Here is a 22,153-nt window from a genome sequence, read left to right on the forward strand (position 1 = left end):
GACTCCGCTTCTGACGTTGCTCCTCCGGCTCGACCGTCCGCGCCTGGAGTCCGTCCACGGTTCCCGGCTCGGCGTCCCCATCGCGGGGATTCCCCCGCTTTCTCTTTGCGAATCCGAACGAGCCTGGCCGTAAGGCCCAGACGAGGAGAGCGATCATGTCGGCGTCGTCGAACGATCGAGCGAACGCCCATTCCGAGGGTGCCCCGCCCACGCGCTGGGAGAAGGTTCGACTGGTGATCAAGGTCGTCGAGCTGCGGCTGCGGTTCGTCGCTCTGATGGCCGTCACCGGGCTGACGTTCGCCTACTGGGACGAGTTGTGGAACTACTATGACAAGTGGACCCGGCCGGCCGCCGAGCGGGTCGTCGCGGACGCCGAGCACGAGCACGAATACTACTGCCCGATGCACCCGAGCGTCGTCCAGGCCGAGCCGGGCAACTGCCCGATCTGCGGGATGCCGCTGTCGAAGCGCAAGAGAGGCCGCGCCGAGGCGCTTCCCAAGGGGGTCGTCGCGCGGCTTCAGCTCTCCCCCATGCGGGTGGCGCAGGCGGGGATTCGGACGGCCGAGATCGGCTACGAGCCGCTGGCTGAGACGGTCTCGACGGTCGGCTTCGTGGCGTTCGACGAGCGGAACCTGAAGCGGATCTCGTCGCGGACCAAGGGCCTGGCGCGGGTCGAGAAGCTGATGGTCGACTTCACCGGGACGCGCGTGACCGCCGGCCAACCCCTGGCCGAGCTGTACAGCCCCGAGCTTTACCAGGCGCTTCGCGAGCTGCTTTTGGCCCGCCGGACGGCCGCCGAGACCGAGGGCCTGCGCGCCTCGCTCGGCCGCAACGCACTCGGCGACCGCGGCGACTTCTTGACGATGAGTCGCGAGAAGCTGGCCCTGTGGGGCGTCGCGCCCGAGCAGGTCGAGGAGATCCTGGCCTCGGGCAAGGCCGATTACCGGCTGCCGATCCTTGCGCCCATCGGCGGCGTGGTGGTCCGCAAGAACGTGGTCGAGGGCCAGTACGTCTCCGAGGGGGACGCCCTGTTCGAGGTCGCCGACCTGAGCCGGGTCTGGGTTCAAGCTCAGATTTATGAAGACCAGATCGACCGGGTGCGGATCGGCCAGGAGGTTCAGGCGACGGTCGAGGCGTTCCCCGGCGAGCGGTTCACTGGCAAGGTCGCCTTCATCGACCCCGCGCTCGATCCGACGACCCGGACGGTGAACGTCCGCTACGACTTGCCCAACCCCGACGGCCGGCTGCGGCCGGGCATGTACGCCACGGTGACGTTCCGCACGCCCGTCGCCGAAACGCCGCTGTACAAGCAGCGGATCGCCAAGGCCGACGCCCCGCGACCGCGCATGAAGATCACCCGGGCCAGCCTGACCGTCGACGAGCAGAAGACCTGCCCGGTCACGCGCGCCAAGCTCGGTTCGATGGGCGCCCCGATCCCCGTCGCGGTCAAGGATCGCAAGGTCTGGGTCTGCTGCGACAGTTGCACGGCCAAGCTCGCCTCGCAGCCGACCCGTTATCTCGACGACGAAGCCCCCGCGCCGGCGGGCTCGGTGGTCAGCGTCCCTGAGTCGGCGGTCGTCGACGACGGCGCCCGCCAGGTCGTCTACGTCGAGACCGACCCCGGCGTCTTCGAGGGCCGCGTGGTCGTTCTGGGACACCGCGTCGGTGATCGTTACCCGGTCGTCTCCGGCCTTGAACCGGGCGACCGCGTCGCGGCGGCGGGCTCGTTCTTGATCGACGCCGAGAGCCGGCTCACCGCCGGCGGCTCGACGGCTCATGCGCACCCGACGACCGAGCCGTCCGAGCCGGCGCACGGAGAGCACCGGCGATGATCGAAGCCGTCATCGAGTGGTCGATCCGCAACCGCTGGCTGGTGATCGTCGCGGCGCTCGGCCTGGGGGTCGCCGGGCTGTACGCGATGCTCACCATGCCGGTTGACGCGATCCCCGACCTCTCCGAGAACCAGGTGATCGTCTTCACCGACTGGATGGGCCGCAGCCCCCAGGAGATCGAAGACCAGATCACCTATCCGCTGTCGGTCAACCTTCAGGGGTTGGCCGGCGTCAAGGTCGTGCGGTCGTCGAGCGAATTCAACTTCTCGATGATCACGATCATCTTCAGCGAGTCGAGCGACTACTACTTCGCCCGCACCCGGGTGCTCGAACGGCTGTCGATCGCCTCGACGTTTCTGCCCTCGGGAGTGACCCCCTACCTCGCGCCCGACGCGACGGCCGTCGGCCAGATCTTCTGGTACACGGTCGAGGGGGAAGGCCGCGACCAGAGCGAGCTGCGGTCGGTGCAGGACTGGTACGTCCGCTACCAGCTCAACAGCGTCGCGGGCGTCGCCGAGGTCGCCTCGGTGGGCGGCGCTCCCAAGGAGTATCAGATCGATCTCGATCCCAACTCGCTGCGGGCTTATGGAATCAGCCTGGGCGAGGTCTATTCGGCCGTCGCGCGGTCGAACTCGTCGGTCGGCGGGCGGGTCGTCCACCAGGGGAACGCCGAGTACCTGATCCGCTCGGTCGGCTGGATTCGCAACCTCGACGACATCCGCGACACGGTCGTCGCCGAGCGCAAGGGGACGCCGATCTACGTCAAGAACCTGGCGACGGTCCAGGCCGGTCCCTCGTTCCGCCGCAGCGTGCTCGAAAAGGACGGCAAGGAGGTCGTCGGCGGGGTCGTGTTGATGCGGTACGGCGAGAACCCGCTGGCGGTCACGCGGGCGATCAAGGAGAAGATCACCGCGCTTCAGCCGGGGCTTCCCGAGGGCGTCCGGATCGTGCCGTTCTACGACCGCACGCCGCTCATCCACGGCGCGATCGAGACCGTCCGCGGCACGGTGGTCGAGGAGCTGATCGTCTGCTCGCTGGCGATCCTCTTCGTCATGGGACACCTCGGCGGCGCGTTCATCGTGTCGATCACCCTGCCCCTGGCCATTCTCTTCAGCTTCCTGATGATGCGGCTTTTCGGCGTGTCGTCGAACATCATGAGCCTGTCGGGGATCGCCATCAGCGTGGGCATCCTGATCGACCAGGCCGTGGTCATGACCGAGAACGCCGCGCACCACCTCTCCAGGCACTACGGGCGCGAACGAATCAAGGGCGACATCACCCCCGTCGTGATCCCCGCCTGCCGGACGGTCGGCCGGCCGATCTTCTTCTCGGCCCTGATCACGATCCTCTCGTTCCTTCCGGTCTTCGCGCTCTCGGGCCGCGAGGGGAAGCTCTTCCACCCGCTCGCCTGGACCAAGACGTTCGCCCTGGTCGGCGTGGCGATTTTGTCGATCACGCTCGTCCCCGCGCTCATTCCGATCTTCCTCAAGGGGCGGATTCGGTCGGAGGACGAGAACTGGCTGGTCCGGACGATGATCGAGATCTTCAAGCCGATGCTCTCGTGGCTGATGGACCGGCCCAAGCTGGTGATCTGGCTGTTCGCCGTGATCGTCGGATTTGGTTTCGTGGCGTCGTCGCGGCTCGGCCGCGAGTTCATGCCGGCGCTCGACGAGGGGAGCATCCTGGAGATGCCGACCACCGTCCCCCGCGCCAGCGTGACCCAGGCCGGCGACGACCTGCGCGCCCGCGACGCCCTGCTCCGCGGCTTCCCCGAGGTCTGGCAAGTCGTCGGCAAGGCGGGCCGCGCCGAGACCGCCACCGACCCCTCGCCCCTCGACATGATCGAGACCATCATCAACCTCCGTGACCACGGACTCTGGCCCCGGCGCAAGCTCCGGTTCGAGGACGCCCAGGCCGAGACTGAGGTCGTGCTCAAGGAGCTGGAATCGCAAGGCTTGATCGGCCCGGTTCCCGCCGATGCGCGGCCCGATTTGCTCGCCGCCGCCGCCATGACCGTCGCCGAGCGCGTCGACCGGGCGCTTCGCGATACGTCGATGCTCCGCCTGGGCGAGTTCCGGCCCGAGCTGGGCAAGGCGCTTGTGGAGACGACCCTCGACGAGCTGTTGCGCCGGCTTGATCGGTCCTCGATCCTCCGCCCGCTCGAAAAACCCGAGCGCGATGCGCTCGTGGACGAGCTGACCAAGTTGCAAGGCGATCATCTGGCTGTCGAGCCGCTGCACGACGACGTCGCCGCGACGACCCGAGCCGCCGTCGATCGGCTCGTGTCGCTGAAGGTCCTGACCGACGCGCCCGACCTGCTGAATCCCCGACCGGGCGCGATCGAGGAGGCACGCGACGCCCTTTTCTCAGCCCTCGGCTCGCCGAGCCCCGACCTCTTCGCGAAGCTCACGGAACACGTCGTCGCCCGCCATCGCGCCGGGCTGGCCGCGCGGATCAAGACGCTCGACTGGGAGCTGTTCGACCAGGCCGCCGGCGCCGCCGTCTGGGCCGCCATCGAGGAGCTGCGCCAGGGGGCGCGCGATCGTGGACTGACCGTCCCCGAGGCGACGTCCGACGCGCTTCAGGCGGTGCGAAGCCGGCTCGAAAAGCCGTTCGCCGATGGGTTGCTGCTCTGGAGGAAGACCAAGGACGACCTGGTCGCCGAGATGGATACGGCGATCCAGATGCCTGGATGGGGTAACATCTTCACCCAGCCGATCATCGCGCGGATCGAGATGCTTTCGACCGGCGTCCGCTCGCCGATCGGCGTGAAGATCTTCGGCGAGGACCTCGACCAGCTTCAGGCTGTCACGCAGCAGGTCGCGGCGGTGGTCCGCGAGGTCCGGGGGGCGGCCAACGTCGTCCCCGACCAGATCACGGGCAAGGGGTACATCGAGATCCACATCGACCGCGCCAAGGCCGCGCGGTACGGCGTGCAGGTGGGCGACGTTCAGGATGTCGTCGAGGTGGCGATGGGGGGCAAGCCGCTGACGATGACCGTCGAGAAGCGCGAGCGCTACCCGGTCCGCGTCCGCTACGCGCGGGCGTACCGCGACGACGTCGACGCCCTCAAGCGCATCCTCGTCTCCGCCGCCGCTCCGATGCCGGCCGCTGGAGAGGACATGAGCGGCGGCCGGGGGCCGGCCGGCGCGCGGGCGTCGGCGCCGTTGCAGGTCCCGCTCGGGCAGGTCGCCGAGGTCAAGGTGGTGGAGGGGCCGGCGATGATCAAGAGCGAGAACGGCCGGCTGCGGTCGTACGTCCAGGCCAGCGTCCGCGACCGCGACGAGGTCGGGTTCGTCGAGGAGGCCCGGCTCGCGGTCGCGCAGAAGGTCAAGCTGCCGGAGGGGGTCTACATCGAGTGGACGGGGCAGTTCGAGCACCAGCTTCGCGCCCGTCGCACGCTCCTGTTCGTCTTCCCCGCCGTGATCGGCGTCATCGTCTTGATTCTTTATATGACCTATAAAAGCGTGCTCGACACGCTGTTGCTGATGACGAGCGTGCTCGGCGCGCTCGCGGGCGGCGCGATCTTCCAGTGGCTGTTCGGCTTCAACTTCAGCGTGGCGGTCTGGGTCGGCTACATCGCCTGCTTCGGCATGGCGGTCGAGACCAGCGTGGTGATGCTCGTCTATCTCCGCGAGGCGATCGACGACCGCGGCGGCCTCGGCCGGATCGGCTCGATCGCCGAGCTGCGCGCGGCGATCCTCGAAGGCGCGGTGCACCGGTTGCGTCCGAAACTCCTGACCGAAGGGGCGGCGATCATCTCCATCGCCCCGATGCTCTGGGCCACGGGCCCCGGCGCCGAGGTCATCCGCCCCATGGCCGCGCCGGTGCTCGGCGGACTTTTGATCGCCGACGAAGTGATCGACGTCTTCTTGCCCGTCCTCTATTTCGCCGTCCAGAAAGGACGATGGCGCAAGCTCAACCCCGAGGCCGCGGCCCTCGATCGCCAGCCCGCGGAACCGGCCGCTTCGTGAAAGGGTTTCAACCCCGGCGGTTGAAATCTGATGAATTTCGTCGAAAAAATAGAAAAGCGCTTGTCGTGGTGCTAGGATGAAATGCGCTTTGATAGTCGAGAATTCCATGCGGCCTCTCACGTCTCCAGTCTTGGAGGTTGTCCCCCATGGTTTCCGTATTGGTCTTGAGCTGGGCGTTGGGCGTTACGGGAGCGTCGGAACCCGAGGCCGCGAAGCCGTCCGGGCCCGACCTGATCGCCTACGAGTCGGCGAAGGCGACCGCCGGCCGCGACGCCGACGCCCACGTCGCGCTGGCCCTCTGGTGCGAGGCCCACGGCATGCCTGCCGAGAAGGCCACGCACCTGGCGCGGGCCGTCCTGATCGATCCGTCCCACGCCAAGGCGCGGGGGCTGCTGGGTTATGTGAAGCATGAAGGCAAGTGGCTGCGGCCCGAGGAGGTCAGCCTCGCCGTCGAGGAATCGCCCGAGAGCCAGGCCCTCTTCCGCGAGTACCTCGGGCGCCGGACCCAGTCGCGCGACAAGGCCGACGACCAGTACAAGCTCGCTCAGTGGTGCGACGAGCACGGCCTGGCGCAGCAGGCGACGGCCCACTACCACCGCGTGATCGAGCTCGACCCCGGACGTGATCTCGCCTGGAAGCATCTCGGCTTCAAGAAGGTTTCCGGCCAATGGGTGAAGCCCGAGCTCCTGGCCGCCCAGAAGGTCGAGCGCGAAGCTCAGGCGAAGTCCGACAAGTTCTGGAAGCCCAAGCTCGAACATCTCAAGTCGATCCTCTCCGGCCGCGACAAGGCGAAGAAGGTCGAGGCCGAGAAGACCCTCGCGGCGATCGTCGACCCCCGCGCCGTCCCCATGGTCTGGGCGGTGTTCGCTCACGGCAGCGAGCGATGGCAGAGTGTCGCGACGGGGATTTTCGGCCGGATCGACGCGCCCGGCGCGTCCGCCGCCCTGGCGATGATGGCGGTGTTCAGCCCCGTCGCGAACGTCCGGTCGGAGGCGTCGCAATTACTCACTCGCCGCGACCCGCGCGAGTTTGCGCGGCTGCTGGCCAACCTGTTGCGCGACGAGATCAAGTACAAGGTCAAGCCGGTCGAAGGACCAGGCTCCCAGGGCGAACTGTTCGTTGAGGGGAAGTACGCCAACGTCAGGCGAGTCTATACGCCGTTGCAAAGTCCCTGGGAGATGCTGATGCCCGGCGATCTGAACGGAGTGGACGCAAATGGATCCGCGGTCGTCTATCGGCCGTTGGGTACGACATATCTCGGATCACTTATGAGCGTCGACCAGAGGTCACAGTCTAATCTGGGGCCGGTGCTCGATCCCTACTTCCAGAAGTTAGGGCTGTCTCCGCAACAGAGCCAGACGCTGGTCCATCGAATGGAAACACCCATCAGCGGCGGGATCGCAGCAAACGCCTCGTCTTCTACCTCATCCGCGAGCACATCGGCCTCCAGCTTGGCCGGCGGATTGACGAAGAACGGATCCGCTGCGGTGTTCCCTTCGAATATAAGACCGGTTCTGGAAGATTTCGCGAGCATTCCCTTTCAGCAGATGATCGCCGAGGCGCAGAGGTCCGCCTTGGTGGCCCGGCGGCAGCTCGCCCAGGACGTCGAGCAGATCGATTCGCACAACGCCCCGATCCGCGACGTCAACGAACGCGTCGCGGCGATTCTCACGAGCGTAAGCGGTCGTGACTTCGGAGACGACCGCGACAAGTGGATGGAATGGGTTTGCGACGTCGAGGGATACGTCTTCCCCTTGAAAATCGCGGCGTCGGCGCCTCCCACGATCGACGAAGCCGTTCCTCTGGGCTATCAGCCCCAGACGTTTCCCGTGGCCGTCGTCACGCGAACCGTGGGATTCCAGGTAAGCCACTCCTGCTTCGCGGGCGGGACGCTGGTCCGTACGTTGCGAGGCACCAGGCCGATCGAGGAGGTCATGCCGGGCGATCAGGTGCTCACGGCGGACACGTCGAGCGGCTCCCTCCAGTATCGGCCGGTCGTCAGGGCTTACCGCAACCCGCCGAACGAGACCTACCGACTCGATCTGGGCAAGGAGTCGATCGTCGCCACCGGCATCCACCGGTTCTGGAAGGCGGGGCATGGCTGGATCATGGCCCGCGAGATCAAGGCGGGGGACCGGCTGCGGACGATCGGCGGGGCCGCCGAGGTGGTCGCCGTGACGAAGGATCAGGTTCAGCCGGTGTTCAACCTCCAGCTCGACGGCGGCGACGACTTCTGCGTCGGCGAGCTCGGGGTGATCGCGCACGACAACAGCTTCGTCAACCCGGTCGAGCGTCCGTTCGACGGCGTCCCGACGCTGGCAGATTTGGGCTCGACGCACAGGCCGTAGGAAGGTCAATCCAACAGACTCGTGCCGCCTCTCCGCGTTGAATCTGGAGGAATCGTCATGGTTTCCGCCTTGGTCCTGGGTTGGGCGTTGGGAGTGGCGGGCGTGTCGGAACCGGAGGCCGCGAAGCCGCCCGGGCCGGATATGGCGGCCTACGAGGCGGCGAAGGCAAGCGCCGGCCGCGACGCCGACGCGCACGTCGCGCTGGCCCTCTGGTGCGAGGCCCACGGCATGCCCGCCGAGAAGGCCACGCACCTGGCGCGGGCCGTCCTGATCGATCCGTCCCACGCCAAGGCGCGGGGGCTGCTGGGTTATGTGAAGCATGAAGGCAAGTGGCTGCGGCCCGAGGAGGTCAGCCGCGCCGTCGAGGACTCGCCCGAGAGCCAGGCGCTGTTCCGGGAGTATCTCGGGCGTCGCACTCAGGCCCGCGACAAGGCCGACGACCAGTACAAGCTGGCGAAGTGGTGCGAGGAGCAGGGCCTGGCCCAGCAGGCGACGGCCCACTACCACCGCGTGCTGGAACTGGACCCTGGCCGCGACTCGGCCTGGAAGCATCTCGGCTTCAAGAAGGTCTCGGGCCAATGGGTGAAGCCCGAGATCGTGGCCGCCCAGAAGGCCGAGCGCGAAGCTCAGGCGAAGGCCGACAAGTTCTGGAAGCCCAAACTGGAGAAGCTCAAGGACGCGCTCTCGGGCCGCGACAAGGCGAAGAAGGCCAAGGCCGAGGCCGAGAAGTCGCTGGCGGCGATCGTCGATCCCCGCGCCGTGCCGATGGTCTGGGCGGTCTTCGCGCGCGGCGACGAACGTTGGCAACGCGTCGCGGTGGGAGTCTTCAGCCAGATCGAGGGGCCCGTGGCGTCCCGAGCCCTGGCGATGACAGCGGTGTTCAGCCCTGTGGCGAACACCCGATCGGAAGCGTCGCAAATGCTCACGCGTCGCGACCCTCGGGACTTCGCTCGGCTTCTGGTCGGCCTCCTGGGCGACGAGATCAAGTTCAAGCAGAAGAAAGTAGCCGGACCCGGCTCCCAGGGCGAGTTGCTCGTCGAAGGGAAGGAGGCGAACGTCAAGCGCCTCTACACGCCGTTGCAGGCTCCCAGCTTGGAGTCCGCTCTCATGCCCGGCGACCAGGTCGGCGTGGATCAAAATGGCATGACGGTCGTGAATCGGCTCGTAGGCGATCTCCATTTCGGTCCGAGGGTGCCCCTCGAGATGTTCATCAACAACCCGCAGCGAGCCACATCTCTCGTGTCGTCACTGGTGCAAAACGGCTTCCCTGACTTTGCTTACAACCCACCCATCACGTATCTGCCGACCGCGGATATGACCCCTGTGTTCCAACAGTGGGGGCTGACTTCGCAGCAGAGCCATGAACTCGCAAGCCGACTTCCGCGCGTAAAAACGGCGACGGCCGCCTCAGGACTGAATATCTCGCCGATCGTGCAGGATTCCGTACAGATACCGATCGGTCGGATGGCCGCCGAGGCGCAAGCCTCCGCCGAGGTCGCCCAGAATCAGCTCCAGCAGGACGTCCGGCAGATCGAAATGCAGAACGCGCCGATTCGTGAGATCAACGATCGCGTCTCGACGATCCTCAAGGCGGTCAGTGGGGAGGATCATGGAGCCGACCGCGACAAGTGGACCGAGTGGGCCTACGACGTCGAGGGCTACGGCGCTCCTCTGAAGGTTGCGGCCTCGACGCCGCCCACTGTCGTGGAGCCTGTTCCCCTGGATTATCAGCCCCAGGCGTTCCCGGTCTTCAATTCAACCGTCCTGGGGGGGGCACGCGTCGGCCCCTCCTGCTTCGCGGGCGGGACGCCGGTCCGTACGCTGCAAGGCGCCCGGCCGATCGAGGAGGTGAAGCTCGGCGATCAGGTGCTCACACAGGACACCACGACCGGCAAGCTGGCTTACCAGCCGGTCGTATCGGTGTTCCACAACCCGCCCAACGTGACGTACCGGATCGATCTGGGGAGCGAGTCGGTCTTCCCCACCGGCATCCACCGGTTCTGGAAGGCGGGACACGGCTGGATCATGGCCCGTGACGTCAAGGCGGGAGACCGGCTGCGGACGATCGGCGGCACGGTCGAGGTGGTCGCCGCGTCGAAGGATCGCGTCCAGCCGGTGTTCAACCTGCTGCTGGCCGGAGGCGACAACTACTGCGTCGGCGGTCAAGGCGTGCTCGCGCACGACAACGGATTCGTCAACCCCGTCGAGCGCCCGTTCGACGGCGTCCCGGCGCTGGCCGATCTGGGCGCGACCCGCAAGCCATAAGCACTATTTCAACGGTCTCGTACAGCCTCTCCGTTGGGACCTGGAGGAATCGTCATGGTTTCCGCATTGGTTTTGGGTTGGGCGTTGGGCGTTGCAGTTGCAGTTGCATTGGAACCCGAAGCCGCGAAGCCGCCCGGCTCGGACCTGATCGCCTACGAGGCGGCGAAGGCGGGGGCCGGCCGCGACGCCGACGCCCACGTCGCGCTGGCCCTCTGGTGCGAGGCCCACGGCATGCCGGCCGAGAAGGCGACGCACCTGGCGCGGGCCGTCTTGATCGACCCGTCCCACGCCAAGGCCCGGGGGCTGCTCGGTTATGTGAAGCATGAAGGCAAATGGCTGCGGCCCGAGGAGGTCAGCCGCGCCGTCGAGGACTCGCCCGAGAGTCGGGCGCTGTTCCGGGAGTACCAGGAGCGCCGCGTCAAGGCGCGCGACAAGGCCGACGACCAGTACAGGCTTGCGCAGTGGTGCGACGAGCACGGCCTGGCGCAGCAGGCGACGGCCCACTTCCACCGCGTCGTCGAGCTCGACCCCGGCCGAGAGGGGGCGCTACGGAAGCTGGGGTTCAAGAAGGTCTCCGGCCATTGGATCAAACCCGAGATGCTGGCCGCGGCCAAGGCCGAGCGCGAGGCGCAGGCCAAGGCCGACAAGCTCTGGAGATCCCGGCTTGCGCACCTCAAGGACGATCTGAGCGGCCGCGACAAGGCGAAGAAGGCCGAGGCTCTTGAAGCCATCGCCAAGATCGACGACCCCCGCGCCGTGCCGATGGTGTGGAACGCCTTGGCGCTGGGTGAGGAGCGTTGGCAGCGGCTCGCGCTTCAGATCTTCAGCCAGATCGATTCCCCGGGCTCGTCGATCGCCCTGGCGACGATGGCCGTATTCCATCCTTCCATCGAGCTGCGGTCGCAGGCGTCTCAAGTCTTGCTCCGTCGCGATCCTCGCAGCTTCGCCGGGGAGCTGATCGGCCTGCTGCGAGACGAGATCGAATACAAGGTCAGGGCCGTCAACGGACCGGGTTCTCAAGGCGAGCTCTTGATCAAGGGGAAAGGCGCCAATGTCGATCGCGTGTACAGGCCGATGCAGGGGCCCATTCTGGCGCCCGGCGATTGGTTGAGCATCGACGATTATGGGATGCTCATCGCCAACCGCTACCTCGGCGCCACCACCACGCGGTCGACCACCTACAACGCGGCTCCGGCCGCCGACGTGCCGGCTTCGGTCGTCGCCGCGAACGTCGCCCCTCAGTTGGCGCCGTACCTGGAGAAGTCGGGACTGCCGACCCAGATGGCTCCGGCGGCCCCGTCGGCGGGGGCGCCGTGGCCGCAGGCCCCCGCGGCTGGCTCCTATGTCTTCGGTGGGTACAAGGGAATTGGGTTCAGATACACGCCCTCCTACTCTTACGATATGTACACCAAGACGACGACCACGGCCGAGACCCTGAAGATCCCGATCGGCTGGATGATGATGCAGGCCCGGGAGTCGGCCGCGGTGGCGCAGCAGCAACTGTCGGACGACGTCCGGGAGCTCGACGCGTACAACGCCTCGCTTCGGGAGGTCAACGACCGCGCCCTCACGGTCCTGAGGTCGGTGAGCGGGAGCGACCCGGGGCCGAAGCGCGAATCGTGGGATAAATGGTTCGTCGACCTCCAAGGGTACGCATTTCGATCCCAGACCCAGCCCGAGCCGGAACCGCCGACGATCGTCGAGGAGGTCCCGATCAACTACCAACCGATCCCCTTGGGGGGCACTGTGAGTTCATCTTTGCCCACCAGCAGCGTGACTCGATCGCATCAGGTCGTGGCGGCCAACGTGAGCAGCACGATGCCTTTCCACTCCTGCTTCGCGGCGGCGACCATGGTCAAAACCTTGCGAGGCGGCCGGCCGATCGAATCGATCCGCCCAGGCGATCAGGTGCTGACGCAGGACACCGCGAAAGGAAGCTTCCAGTACCGTCCGGTAGTCACGGCGTACCACAACCCGCCGAACGAGACTTACCGGCTCAACCTGGGCAAGGAGTCGATCGTCGCCACCGGCATCCACCGGTTCTGGAAGGCGGGACATGGCTGGATCATGGCTCGCGAGGTCAAGCCGGGTGATCGGCTGCGGACGATCGGCGGGGCCGCCGAGGTCGTCGCCGTGACGAAGGATCAGGTCCAGCCGGTGTTCAACCTCCAGCTCGACGGCGGCGACGACTTCTGCGTCGGCGAGCTCGGGGTGATCGCGCACGACAACAGCTTCGTCAACCCGGTCGAGCGTCCGTTCGACGGCGTCCCGGCTCTGGCCGATCTGGGGACGTCGCGCAAGCCTTGAGGCGAAGGAAAATGGCGTTTCGATTCACGGGTTGCCGGCCTTCGACGGTTCGGATCGACGAGCGACGAGCGCCGCGTAGCCGGGGGCGCGTCGCAGGGCGGCGAGCCGCGCGTCGCCCTGCAACTCATCGACCGTGGGGGGGCTCGCGCTGAGTGCGTAAACCCGCTCCAGGGCCGCCACCCCTCGATCCAGAAGCCGGGCGACGATCTCGGGAGGGGGTTCGGCAGGCGCGCGTTCGGCGTAAACCTCGACGATCCGGGAGCAGACGCGCGCCAGGCCGAGCCAGTCGCGGGCGGTCTTGGGCTCGATTTCGAGGAGCCGGCGAGCCGTCGCGAGCGCGTCCGACGGCCGCTTGTCGGCAAGCAGAATCTCGATCTTCGCCTTGGCCAGCTCGAAGGCGGTCGTGTGGGGCGTCGACCAGACGGCGGCCTCGTCGGCGAGCGCCTTGGGCAGCAGCCGGCAAGTCTCCAGTTCCCCCTCGACGGCCTCGCGCCGCTCGATGGAGTAGATCGGCAGGTCCGTCAGCTTGCCCGCATCCTGGAGCCGGTGCAGCATCGCCTGGGCCTCGACCAGGAACGGGATCGCGGCGGCGTATTTCAGGTCGTACTGCTCGACGGCCGATCGACTGTAGAGGGCGTCGATCAGGTCGAGCCGGCGCTGGACGTCCTCGGGATCGTGGGCCGACCATCGCCGAGCCCGGTCGAGCGCGGCGTCCATCTGGAGGCGGGCGGCGGCGAAGTCGTGAGCTTGAACATACGTGATGGCGAGGTTGTTGAGCGAGACCATGACGTCTCGAAACGTCCGCCCGTCGACGGCCTCGCCCCCCTCCTGGCCGCTCCGGGCCGCGCGTCTCCGTTCGTCCTCGAGGTTCAGATCCAGGGATCGCTTATAGTTCGCCAAGGCTGATGGGATGTCGCCCTCGGATTGGTCGATGCCCGCGAGCAAGTCGAGCGCGGAGCCGAGAAGCCGCCGGGCGCGGTCGTCGTCGGGCTCGTCGGCGACCCGGGCCTCGGTCAACTCGCGCATTCGGGTGAGGGCGGACCGCGCTTCCGCCATGTCGCCGACCCAGTGGGCGGCGTGGCCGAGGTGCTCGTAGCCCTCGATCACGGCCAGGAGAGCGCGGGGATCGTCGGGGTCGGCTTTCCGCCAGGCTTCGGCGACGTCGAGCGCCTGCTGGAACAACGGTTGCGCCTGCTTCGGCCGGTCGCCCCGGAGCTGGACGTCTCCCAGCCGCCGGAGGGCGGTGGCGAGGAGGTCGAGGGCGTCGGGGAGGCCGGGCTGAACCGCCAGCAAGTCCGTTGCGACCTGGCGACAGCGCTCCAGCTCGGCGCTCGCCTCGCTCGCCCGGCCCAGCTCCCAGTGGATTTCGCCGAGCAGTTGATGGGCCATGGCCCGGCTCAGAAGCGGCCCTCCGGCGTCGGCGCCGGTGACGCGCTGGAGGCCCGCGACGGCCGTTTCGAGCAGCCCCTTGCGAAGCGTCCGGGTCGCGGGCGCTTCCTGGAGGAGCGTCTGGACCTGCTCGACCAGGTGCTTGTGAGCGTCGATCGCCAGGCGGGCGTTGTTCTCGGCCTGAAGCTCGGCGGCCCGGGTGGAACCGAGCGCCTCGCGGAGCTTGCCGTTGTACCACGACGCCCCCACGGCCAGCACGATGAGCGACGCCTGGACCACCGCCACGGCGGCGGCCGTCGCCGGCCGGCGCTTCGACCACTTCCAGGCGATCTCCCACGAGGGCGTGGGCCGCGCGAGGACGGGCCGTCCGTCGAGGAACCGTCGCAGGTCGGCGCCCAGCTCGGCCGCCGAGCCGTATCGCCGCTCCGGCTGTTTGCGGAGGCACTTCAGGCAGATGGTCTCCACGTCCCGGGGCAGGCCCGGGCGGATTCGAGACGGCGGCGCGGGGTCGTCGTCGACCACCCGCTTCAGGGTGTCGTACGAGCCTTCGCCCTCGAACGGGGGACGGCCGGTCAAGAGCTCATAGAGGATTGCGCCAAGGGCGTAGACGTCGGCCGGCGGGCCGACCGCGCGACTCTCGGCCTGCTCGGGCGCCATGTAGGCCGGTGTTCCCAGGACGGCGCCCGTGCGGGTCGCCCCCGCGCCTGGGTCGCCCCCCTCCTCTCCCAGCCGCTTGGCGATCCCGAAATCGCTCACCTTGGGCGTGAAGTCCGAGAGCCGCGCCTCGCGCGCGGTCCCGGGGGCGGCGGCGGCCTCGCTCGACGGCTGGAGCAGGATGTTGGCCGGCTTGAGGTCACGGTGGACCACGCCGCGGCGGTGTGCGTGGTCCACCGCTCTCGCCAGGGTTTCCACGAGGGTCGCCGCATCGGGGGGCGGCTGCGGACGGCTCTGGAGGAAGTCGGCCAGCGAGCCGCCGGCGACGTATTCGAGAGCCAGATACGGCTGGCCGTCGTGATCGCCGACCTCGTAGATCTGGACGACGTTGGGGTGTTGAAGCGCCGCGACGGCCTCGGCCTCGCGGCGGAAGCGGTGGAGGTCGAACAGCGAGCTGGTCTTCAGCCGCTTCAGGGCCGTCAGCCGCCCCAGCCGCAAGTGGCGAGCCTTGTGGACCACCCCCATCCCGCCCGCGCCCAGCAGTTCGAGGACTTCATAGCCCGGCACGGTCGAACCGGCTTCCGGAGTCCGACTCGTCGTCGGCGGGGTGGCGCCCCCGCCCCGTCGGATGGCGTCAAGGATCGGATCGGGCCGGCCCTCGATCTCGGCGAGCCGCTCGGAGCACGAGGCGCAGGCTTCCAGATGGGCGGCCAGGCCGTCGAGGTCGTCGTCGGCCGACTCGCCGTGATGGAAGGCGAGCCAAGCTTGATCATCAGGGCATTGGTCGATGGGAAGGGTCAAGAAGCGACTCCCTCGGCGGCCCGGCCATTGTCGACGAGACGCGGACAGGTCATTATGAACATTCCCGTTTCTCGATCGCAAGGAGCCCACGCCCCCGTGGCCGACGACACGCCCACATCGCCGACGCTGCTCGACCGCGCCCGGGCTTCCGACTCCGAAGCCTGGTCGCGCCTGATCTTCCTCTATGAACCGCTGGTCCGCCACTGGTGCGCCCGGTGGGCCTGTCAGGGGGCCGACGCCGACGACCTCGTCCAGGAGATCTTCGTGGGGGTCGCCTCCGGGCTGGCCTCTTTCCGCCGCGATCGGCCGGGCGACAGCTTCCGGGGCTGGCTTCGCGGGATCGCCCGCAACAAGCGGATCGATTTCCTCAGACGACGCGGTCGGAACCCCGTCGCCCAGGGGGGGACCGAGGCGCTCCTCCAGCTCGGCCAGGCGCCCGACCTCGCGGCCGAGGCCGACGACCCGATCGAGCAGGTTTCCGAGCTGTACCACCGGGCGCTCGCGCTCGTCCGGGGGGAGTTCGAGGAGAAGACCTGGGCGACCTTCTGGCGGGTGGCCGTCGACGGGCTCTCCGTCGACGCGGTCGCCCGCGATCTCGGCGTCACGCCCGCGGCCGTCCGGCAGGCCAAGTCGCGCGTGCTCCGACGGCTCAAGCAAGAGGTCGGCGACCTGATCGCGTAGGCCCAAGTTCGAGGCGGAACTACGGCGGGCGAAGGCTCGGGGTCGTCCCGTTCCTTCGCCCACCTGGTTGTTATCTGATCAAACGTACATGCGTTCCGCGTTCAGCCGCACCTCGGCGCCGTGCTCATAGAGGAAATCGAGGCAGCGGCGCGGGAGTCGGCACTGGAGCAGGACGCGTTCGCGGTCTTCGTCATAGGTCCGGTTCTGGATCTGGGCGTGCTGGGCGAGGTACGCGAGCACGCGGCCGTCGCCGACGCCGGTCTCGATCTCGGCGTCGAGGGCATGGTCGAGCAGCGCCGAGCGGACGGCCTGTTCCAGCCCTTCGAGGCCGTCCCCCTTCGCGGCGCTGATCGAGATCGAGTCACGATGGCGGGCCCGGAGGACGTCCAGGAACGACGGGTCGAGCACCTTGTCGACCTTGTTCAGGATCAGCAGGGTTGGGTGGTCCTTGAGTCCGAGTTCTTCCAGAACCTCTTCGACGGCATGGACTTGCATCTCAGCCTCGGGGCTTGACGCATCGACCACGTGGAGCAGCAGGTCGGCCTGGCTGGCCTCTTCGAGCGTGGCCTTGAACGAGGCGACCAGGCTGTGCGGCAGGTTCCGGATGAACCCGACCGTGTCCGACAACAGCGCCGCGCCTCCGCCTCGGAACCGCCACTTGCGGGTCCGGGTGTCGAGCGTGGCGAACAGCTTGTCCTCGACCAGTACCCCGGCGTCGGTCAGGGCGTTCATGAGGGTGCTCTTGCCGGCGTTGGTGTAGCCGACGAGCGAGACGGTCGGGAACGCGCCCCGGCCGGCGACCTCGCGCTCTTTCCGCGCCTGGATCTTGCCCAGTTTGGCCTTCAGCTCCTGGATCCGGTGCACCACCAGCCGACGGTCTTCCTCAAGCTGCTTTTCGCCCGGTCCGCGGACGCCGATCCCGCCTTTATATCGGGAAAGGTGAGTCCACATCCGCTTGAGCCGCGGCATGGCGTATTCGAGCTGCGCCAGTTCCACCTGGAGGTGGGCCTCGTGCGTCTGAGCGTGGGTCGCGAAGATGTCGAGGATGACCTCGGTGCGGTCGATGACCTTACTCTCGAGCGCGCGTTCGAGGTTTCGGGTCTGTCCGGGGCCCAGATCGTTGTCGAAGACCACCACGTCGGCCTCGTACGCGGCGACGAGTTCCTTCAGTTCCTCGACCTTGCCCGAGCCGATATAGGTCGCGATGTCCACCTGCTGGCGCTTTTGCAGCATGGTCCCGACCACGTCCAGGCCGGCCGTCTTGGCCAGGCCACGGATCTCGTCCAGAGGATCGTCGGCGTTGTGCGTCCCCCCCGGCAGGACGACCCCCACCAGAATCACGCGCTCGCGACGTCCCAGACGCTCGATGCGGCTTGTATCGATCAAAAGAGTTGTGACCTCGCTTCCAACGACTTGACGATCTTGACTGGACGGATTGCCACGCTGGTCGAATTCTAGGACGACTCGGCGAGTCCGTCAACGACGAAGCTCGACCTCCCTCCCCGCCCCCTTCGTAATTCGGACATCGAATCGACACGCCCAGGCCACCAAGGTTCACCCCCACCCCCAGACGCGACATCCCGAGATTGGCTTCGATCGCGCCGTTCTCTCGGCCGTTCCGTCCTCCCTTCGCTCTCCGCTCCGACCTTCCCGGAAATTGGCTTCGATCGTCCCGAATTCCACCGATGATCGTCGGTCGCGTCTCATCACCCGCTGGAATCGAGGCCGCCCACTCCCTTGCCGAATTGGCTTCGATCGCGCGCCGCGGTCAAGCCATTCAAGCGAAGCAAGTTGTTTTTCTATATGATTTTAAAGTCGATTCGCGGTTTGGCTTCGATCGCGTGGAAACCACCCGATTTCGATTCGTTCTCGGCCCCGCCGTCGTCCACCCTCCGGGCCGGACGCCCCAAACCAGCCCCGGCCGATTGGCTCCGTTCGCGCGTTTTCCCCATGCTTCCTCCGGCTTGTCCGCCAAAGGCGATTGGCTTCGATCGCGCGTTTTTTCGGAGCCGTCGGCGTCGTCCGCCGGAGCGCTTTACCTGCTCACCCGACAGCCGTGTTGTAAAAGAGCCGGACGACTCGGAGAGTCCTCCATTTTGAACATACGACCGATCGACGGGCTTGATCGACGATTCCTCGCGAACGCCCGGAACTCGGACGCGACAAGGTGCGGCCGAAACGATCCGGCGGCAGGAAGCGATTGCATCGATGAAATGGCGGGGCGGCACGACTCCAGCACTAGCCTTTTTTGACCCGGTGGCCGCTGGCTCCAAGGTTACCCAAACCGCCTAAACATCCTAATGGTTTAAGAATGTCCTCATTCCCTGTGCGTCCGTGCAATGGGGGCTCCATTGAGGCTGGTACTCCCATGACTTCCGCCACAACTCGATTTATAATCTGCTCCGTATCCCTAGTAGGGTTATGCCGCTAGCGCGGCGGCGGGAACATTTTTTGGGAAGGTACACCAATTGAGCGCTATCGGTTCCATTTGGCAGAAGTGGGATCTCCATATCCATACGCCCGCGTCTTTCCAATGGAAGGGTCCGCGATTCGAAGGGATGACCCCGGGGCAGCGGGACGACACCTGTAAGAAGATCATAGAAAAGATCAATGAGCTCGATGTCGTCGCCTTCTGCATCATGGATTACTGGACCTTCGACGGGTTCATCGCGCTTCGCGACTATATGTATCGCAGTACGACTCTCCTAAAGAAGCGGATCTTTCCTGGTATTGAGCTGAGGATGGTGGCCGCGACGCCATATCGTCTAAATACACATGTACTCCTCAATGACGACGTTAGCGACGATGATCTGCGGACGTTTGTCTCCAGCCTAAAGCTTGCCGGACAGGATCATAAGCCGCCGACCAAGGCACACATGATCGAGGTGGGACGTCAGTTCGATCCCGGCAAATTGAAGAAAATTTACAACCTGGATGTATCCGCCAGAGCTGACGAAGCCAAGATGCTGGAGATTGGGTACAAGTCAGCCGAGATCACGTGCGAGTCGATTGAAAGCGCAATCAGAGTCGTCGGAGAAGAGCACTGCCTCATCATTCAGCCCTACGACACGAGCGACGGCATCGAGAAGCTGGCCTGGGAGCAGCATCCCTATCGTGACTCGGTCTTGATGAAGATGGCGCACTGCTTTGAGACGCGGAATCAGAGCAACGTAGATTTGTTTCTCGGTCACGGCCACCCGAAAAAACCTCATGTCGGTCCCGAGTTTATCGAGAACATCGGTGGCTATCCGAAGCCGGTCTTCGCCGGAAGTGATGCTCATCGCATCGCGGATTACGGGGTTTACCCAAGTAGTCGAGCTACTTGGCTCAAGGCACAACCGACCTTCAAGGGGCTCAAGCACATCTGCCATGAGCCGTCTCTCCGATGTCACATCGGGGACCGACCGCCAAAGCTCGTCCACATTGACGAGAACCCCACCAAATACATCCGCAGGATTAAGTTGGCGAAAGTGGCGGACTCGTCGCTGAAGGACAAATGGTTCGATGGCCAGGACGTCCTTCTCAACCCCGGACTTGTGGCGATTATCGGGAACAAAGGCAGTGGCAAGAGCGCTCTCGCGGACATCCTCGCTCTCGCCGGTAACTCGCACTGCACCAAGATGGAGTTCCTGAACGATCGTCGCTTCCGGCATGGCGGCAACAAGGCGAAACAATTCACAGCCACGATCGAATGGGCTGACGGAAACAGCTACGACGTTCTCCTCAGCCAGAACCCGGATCTCCAGAAACCGGAGCGGGTCCGGTATCTGCCGCAGCACTTCATTGAGGAACTCTGCAACGAGATCGCGGCGGGGAATGAAACGGAGTTTGGCAAAGAATTGCGGAAAGTGATCTTCTCGCGGGTCCCCGAAGAGAAGCAGCTCAAGATGGGGACACTCGACGATTTGCTCGACTACCTCATCAAAGCCCGAAAGAAAGCCATCCAGCAGGTGCTGCAGACTCTGCACACCCTGAACGAGACGATCGTACGCAACGAGGCGGAGATGAGCGACGCCACGCTCAAGTCCTACAGAACGTCTTTGGAGCTCAAAGAGAAGGAGCTGGAAGCTCACCAGAAGATCAAGCCCGTTGAGAAGCAGAAGCCCGTCGAGGATCCGAACGACGAAAAGACCAAGGGGACGATAGCCGAAATCCAGAGGCGCGAGACCTCGCTCACTGCGATCCGCGATCAGATCGAAACACTTAAAGAGGACCGTACCACTCTCACGGCCGAGGAAACCCGTCTGACGCAGCTGCTGGCTCACATCGAGAATTTCGCGGCCTACCACGAGGGGTTCCGTGAAGAACACCAGCAAGAGTTTGAAGATGCGGGTTTCGATACTGACGAAATCGTAAAGGTGGAAATCGATCGCGATCCGCTCACCAAGCGGAGCCTCGAAGTGGCTGCACGCCTCGTGGAAATTCGCCTCCTTTTAGAAGGCAAGCTGGCAGAACGCGACACGCCCGCGGTAAATAGCCTGGAGATTCAGGAGGCGGAGAGCATTGCCGAGATAAGAAAACTGCAGGACCAGCTGAACTCACCCGAGAAGGAATATCAGACGTACTTGGCACAACTTAAGGCATGGGGGATTCGCAGAGACGCCATCGTTGGAGCCGCCGACAAGGCCGACACCATCGAGTACCTGAAAGACCGGATCAACCGGGCGACGGAAGTCATCCCGGCGGAGCTGGAGGCACTTCGAGAAGAACGGCGGGAGCTTGTCAGAAAGATTCACGAGGAGTTGCTCGCAATCCGGACTGCGTACGAGGAGCTCTATGCGCCGGTCCAAAAGGTTGCCTCAGATGCGGCCGAATCAGCGGACCCGACCGATACCCACCAGCTTCAGTTTGACGCCTATCTCAGCCCCGGAAAGTTTCAAGAGAGCTTTCTCGACTTCATTCACAAGAATCGCAAGGGCTCGTTCTACGGAGAGGACGAAAGTCGCAAGGCTGTCATCGATCTCCTGAACGCTCACGATCTCGGAACGACCGATGGGGTTGTCGCGTTCACCGACGTCATGTACTCGGCACTCACTGTGTACGAACGCGACGGAACACCCGAGAAGGTGTCGATCGAATCTCAGCTCCGGCAGAACAAGACCGTCCTGGAGCTGTACGATTATCTCTTCGGCCTCGGATACCTGGAGGTACGTTACACCCTCCGTCTCGGAGGCAAGGACATCTCTCAGCTCTCGCCGGGCGAGAAGGGGGCGCTGCTGCTTGTGTTCTACCTGCTGCTGGATACGGAAGAGATCCCCATCATCATCGACCAGCCAGAGCACAACCTCGACAACGAGTCCGTCGTGAGGCTTCTTGTTGACTGCATCCGGAAGGCTCGTGCTCGCCGGCAGGTCATGATCGTGACCCACAATCCCAATCTTGCCGTGTTCTGCGACGCTGACCAGATTATCTGCTGCAAGATCGATAAGAGCGACGGCAGCAAGATCACTTACTCCACCGGCGCGATCGAGGACTACGAAATCAATCAGACGTCAGTCAATGTTCTTGAAGGTACCTATCCGGCTTTCGATAACCGCCGGAAGAAATACCAAAAGCCCGAAATCGACTACACCGCGCCAGCAATGCCGGCGGCGAGGCTGCCATTGCTTGGAACGGTCTCATGACGAGGCTGATTGACCATCTGTCCGCATCTTGCATCTTGCGCCAGTGTAGGTGCCTAGCTCCGTCCTCAGCTGTAAGCCCTGGCTTGAGCGAGTGGCCGAGTGCTGCGAGATCGCTCCCTGGGACTTGTGCAATCACCGGGGTGACAGCCTGTCCACTCGGGGTCGAGTACGAACCCGGGGAAGGCACCGGACCGTCGCCATCCCTATGCGAAATCGATGGACTGCGGGATACGGGCTTTGGGTCGGCGGGTGGCCTGGGTTCGGTGACCGAACCCGGG

General features: G+C 65.5%; 9 protein-coding genes. 7 read left to right on the forward strand and 2 right to left on the reverse strand.

All coding sequences use genetic code 11. The features are described 5' to 3' along the window. Nucleotides 1-155 precede the first annotated feature (155 nt). From BSF38_RS02430 to BSF38_RS02450, 5 genes are all read left to right on the forward strand, one after another. Nucleotides 156-1,832: a heavy metal-binding domain-containing protein gene (locus BSF38_RS02430; RefSeq protein ID WP_076343294.1), complete on the forward strand. Its 1,677-nt coding sequence runs from the start codon at nucleotides 156-158 to the stop codon at nucleotides 1,830-1,832. Next, entirely contained in the window at nucleotides 1,829-5,806 is a 3,978-nt protein-coding gene (locus tag BSF38_RS02435) for an efflux RND transporter permease subunit (protein ID WP_076343295.1), read from the forward strand. Before BSF38_RS02430 ends, BSF38_RS02435 begins: the two co-directional genes overlap by 4 nt. A gap of 146 nt (nucleotides 5,807-5,952) precedes the next feature. Continuing rightward, a complete protein-coding gene (locus tag BSF38_RS02440; protein WP_076343296.1) occupies nucleotides 5,953-8,154 on the forward strand; it encodes a polymorphic toxin-type HINT domain-containing protein in 2,202 nt (733 codons plus the stop codon). A gap of 57 nt (nucleotides 8,155-8,211) precedes the next feature. Next, a complete protein-coding gene (locus BSF38_RS02445; protein ID WP_076343297.1) occupies nucleotides 8,212-10,419 on the forward strand; it encodes a polymorphic toxin-type HINT domain-containing protein in 2,208 nt (735 codons plus the stop codon). Between the two features lie 54 nt (nucleotides 10,420-10,473). Continuing rightward, nucleotides 10,474-12,726, forward strand: a complete 2,253-nt coding sequence (locus BSF38_RS02450) for a polymorphic toxin-type HINT domain-containing protein (RefSeq protein ID WP_076343298.1) — start codon at nucleotides 10,474-10,476, stop codon at nucleotides 12,724-12,726. Nucleotides 12,727-12,750: 24 nt separating this feature from the next. On the opposite strand, the gene BSF38_RS02455 is transcribed toward BSF38_RS02450, so the two are convergent. Next, the gene (locus BSF38_RS02455; protein ID WP_076343299.1) at nucleotides 12,751-15,570 is read right to left on the reverse strand and encodes a serine/threonine-protein kinase; all 2,820 of its coding nucleotides are present in this window, start codon (nucleotides 15,568-15,570) and stop codon (nucleotides 12,751-12,753) included. A 96-nt stretch (nucleotides 15,571-15,666) separates the two neighbouring features. On the opposite strand from BSF38_RS02455, the gene BSF38_RS02460 reads away from it, so the two are divergent. Continuing rightward, nucleotides 15,667-16,251, forward strand: a complete 585-nt coding sequence (locus BSF38_RS02460) for an RNA polymerase sigma factor (RefSeq protein ID WP_076343300.1) — start codon at nucleotides 15,667-15,669, stop codon at nucleotides 16,249-16,251. Nucleotides 16,252-16,329: 78 nt separating this feature from the next. Here BSF38_RS02460 and hflX read toward each other — a convergent pair whose 3' ends face one another. Then, complete coding sequence (hflX, locus tag BSF38_RS02465; protein WP_076343301.1) at nucleotides 16,330-17,637, reverse strand: GTPase HflX; 1,308 nt, start codon at nucleotides 17,635-17,637, stop codon at nucleotides 16,330-16,332. Nucleotides 17,638-18,719: 1,082 nt separating this feature from the next. Between hflX and BSF38_RS02470 the strand changes: the two genes are divergently transcribed. After that, on the forward strand, nucleotides 18,720-21,875 hold the full coding sequence (locus tag BSF38_RS02470) for a TrlF family AAA-like ATPase (protein ID WP_338044241.1): 3,156 nt from the start codon (nucleotides 18,720-18,722) through the stop codon (nucleotides 21,873-21,875). Nucleotides 21,876-22,153: the final 278 nt, after the last annotated feature.

The sequence above is a fragment of the Paludisphaera borealis genome, assembly GCF_001956985.1.
Lineage (GTDB): Bacteria > Planctomycetota > Planctomycetia > Isosphaerales > Isosphaeraceae > Paludisphaera > Paludisphaera borealis.

Coding starts and splice junctions, on each gene's coding strand:
- BSF38_RS02430 (WP_076343294.1), top strand. CDS start 156: ATGTCGGCGTCGTCGAACGATCGAGCGAACGCCCATTCCGAGGGTGCC.
- BSF38_RS02445 (WP_076343297.1), top strand. CDS start 8,212: ATGGTTTCCGCCTTGGTCCTGGGTTGGGCGTTGGGAGTGGCGGGCGTG.
- BSF38_RS02440 (WP_076343296.1), top strand. CDS start 5,953: ATGGTTTCCGTATTGGTCTTGAGCTGGGCGTTGGGCGTTACGGGAGCG.
- BSF38_RS02435 (WP_076343295.1), top strand. CDS start 1,829: ATGATCGAAGCCGTCATCGAGTGGTCGATCCGCAACCGCTGGCTGGTG.
- BSF38_RS02450 (WP_076343298.1), top strand. CDS start 10,474: ATGGTTTCCGCATTGGTTTTGGGTTGGGCGTTGGGCGTTGCAGTTGCA.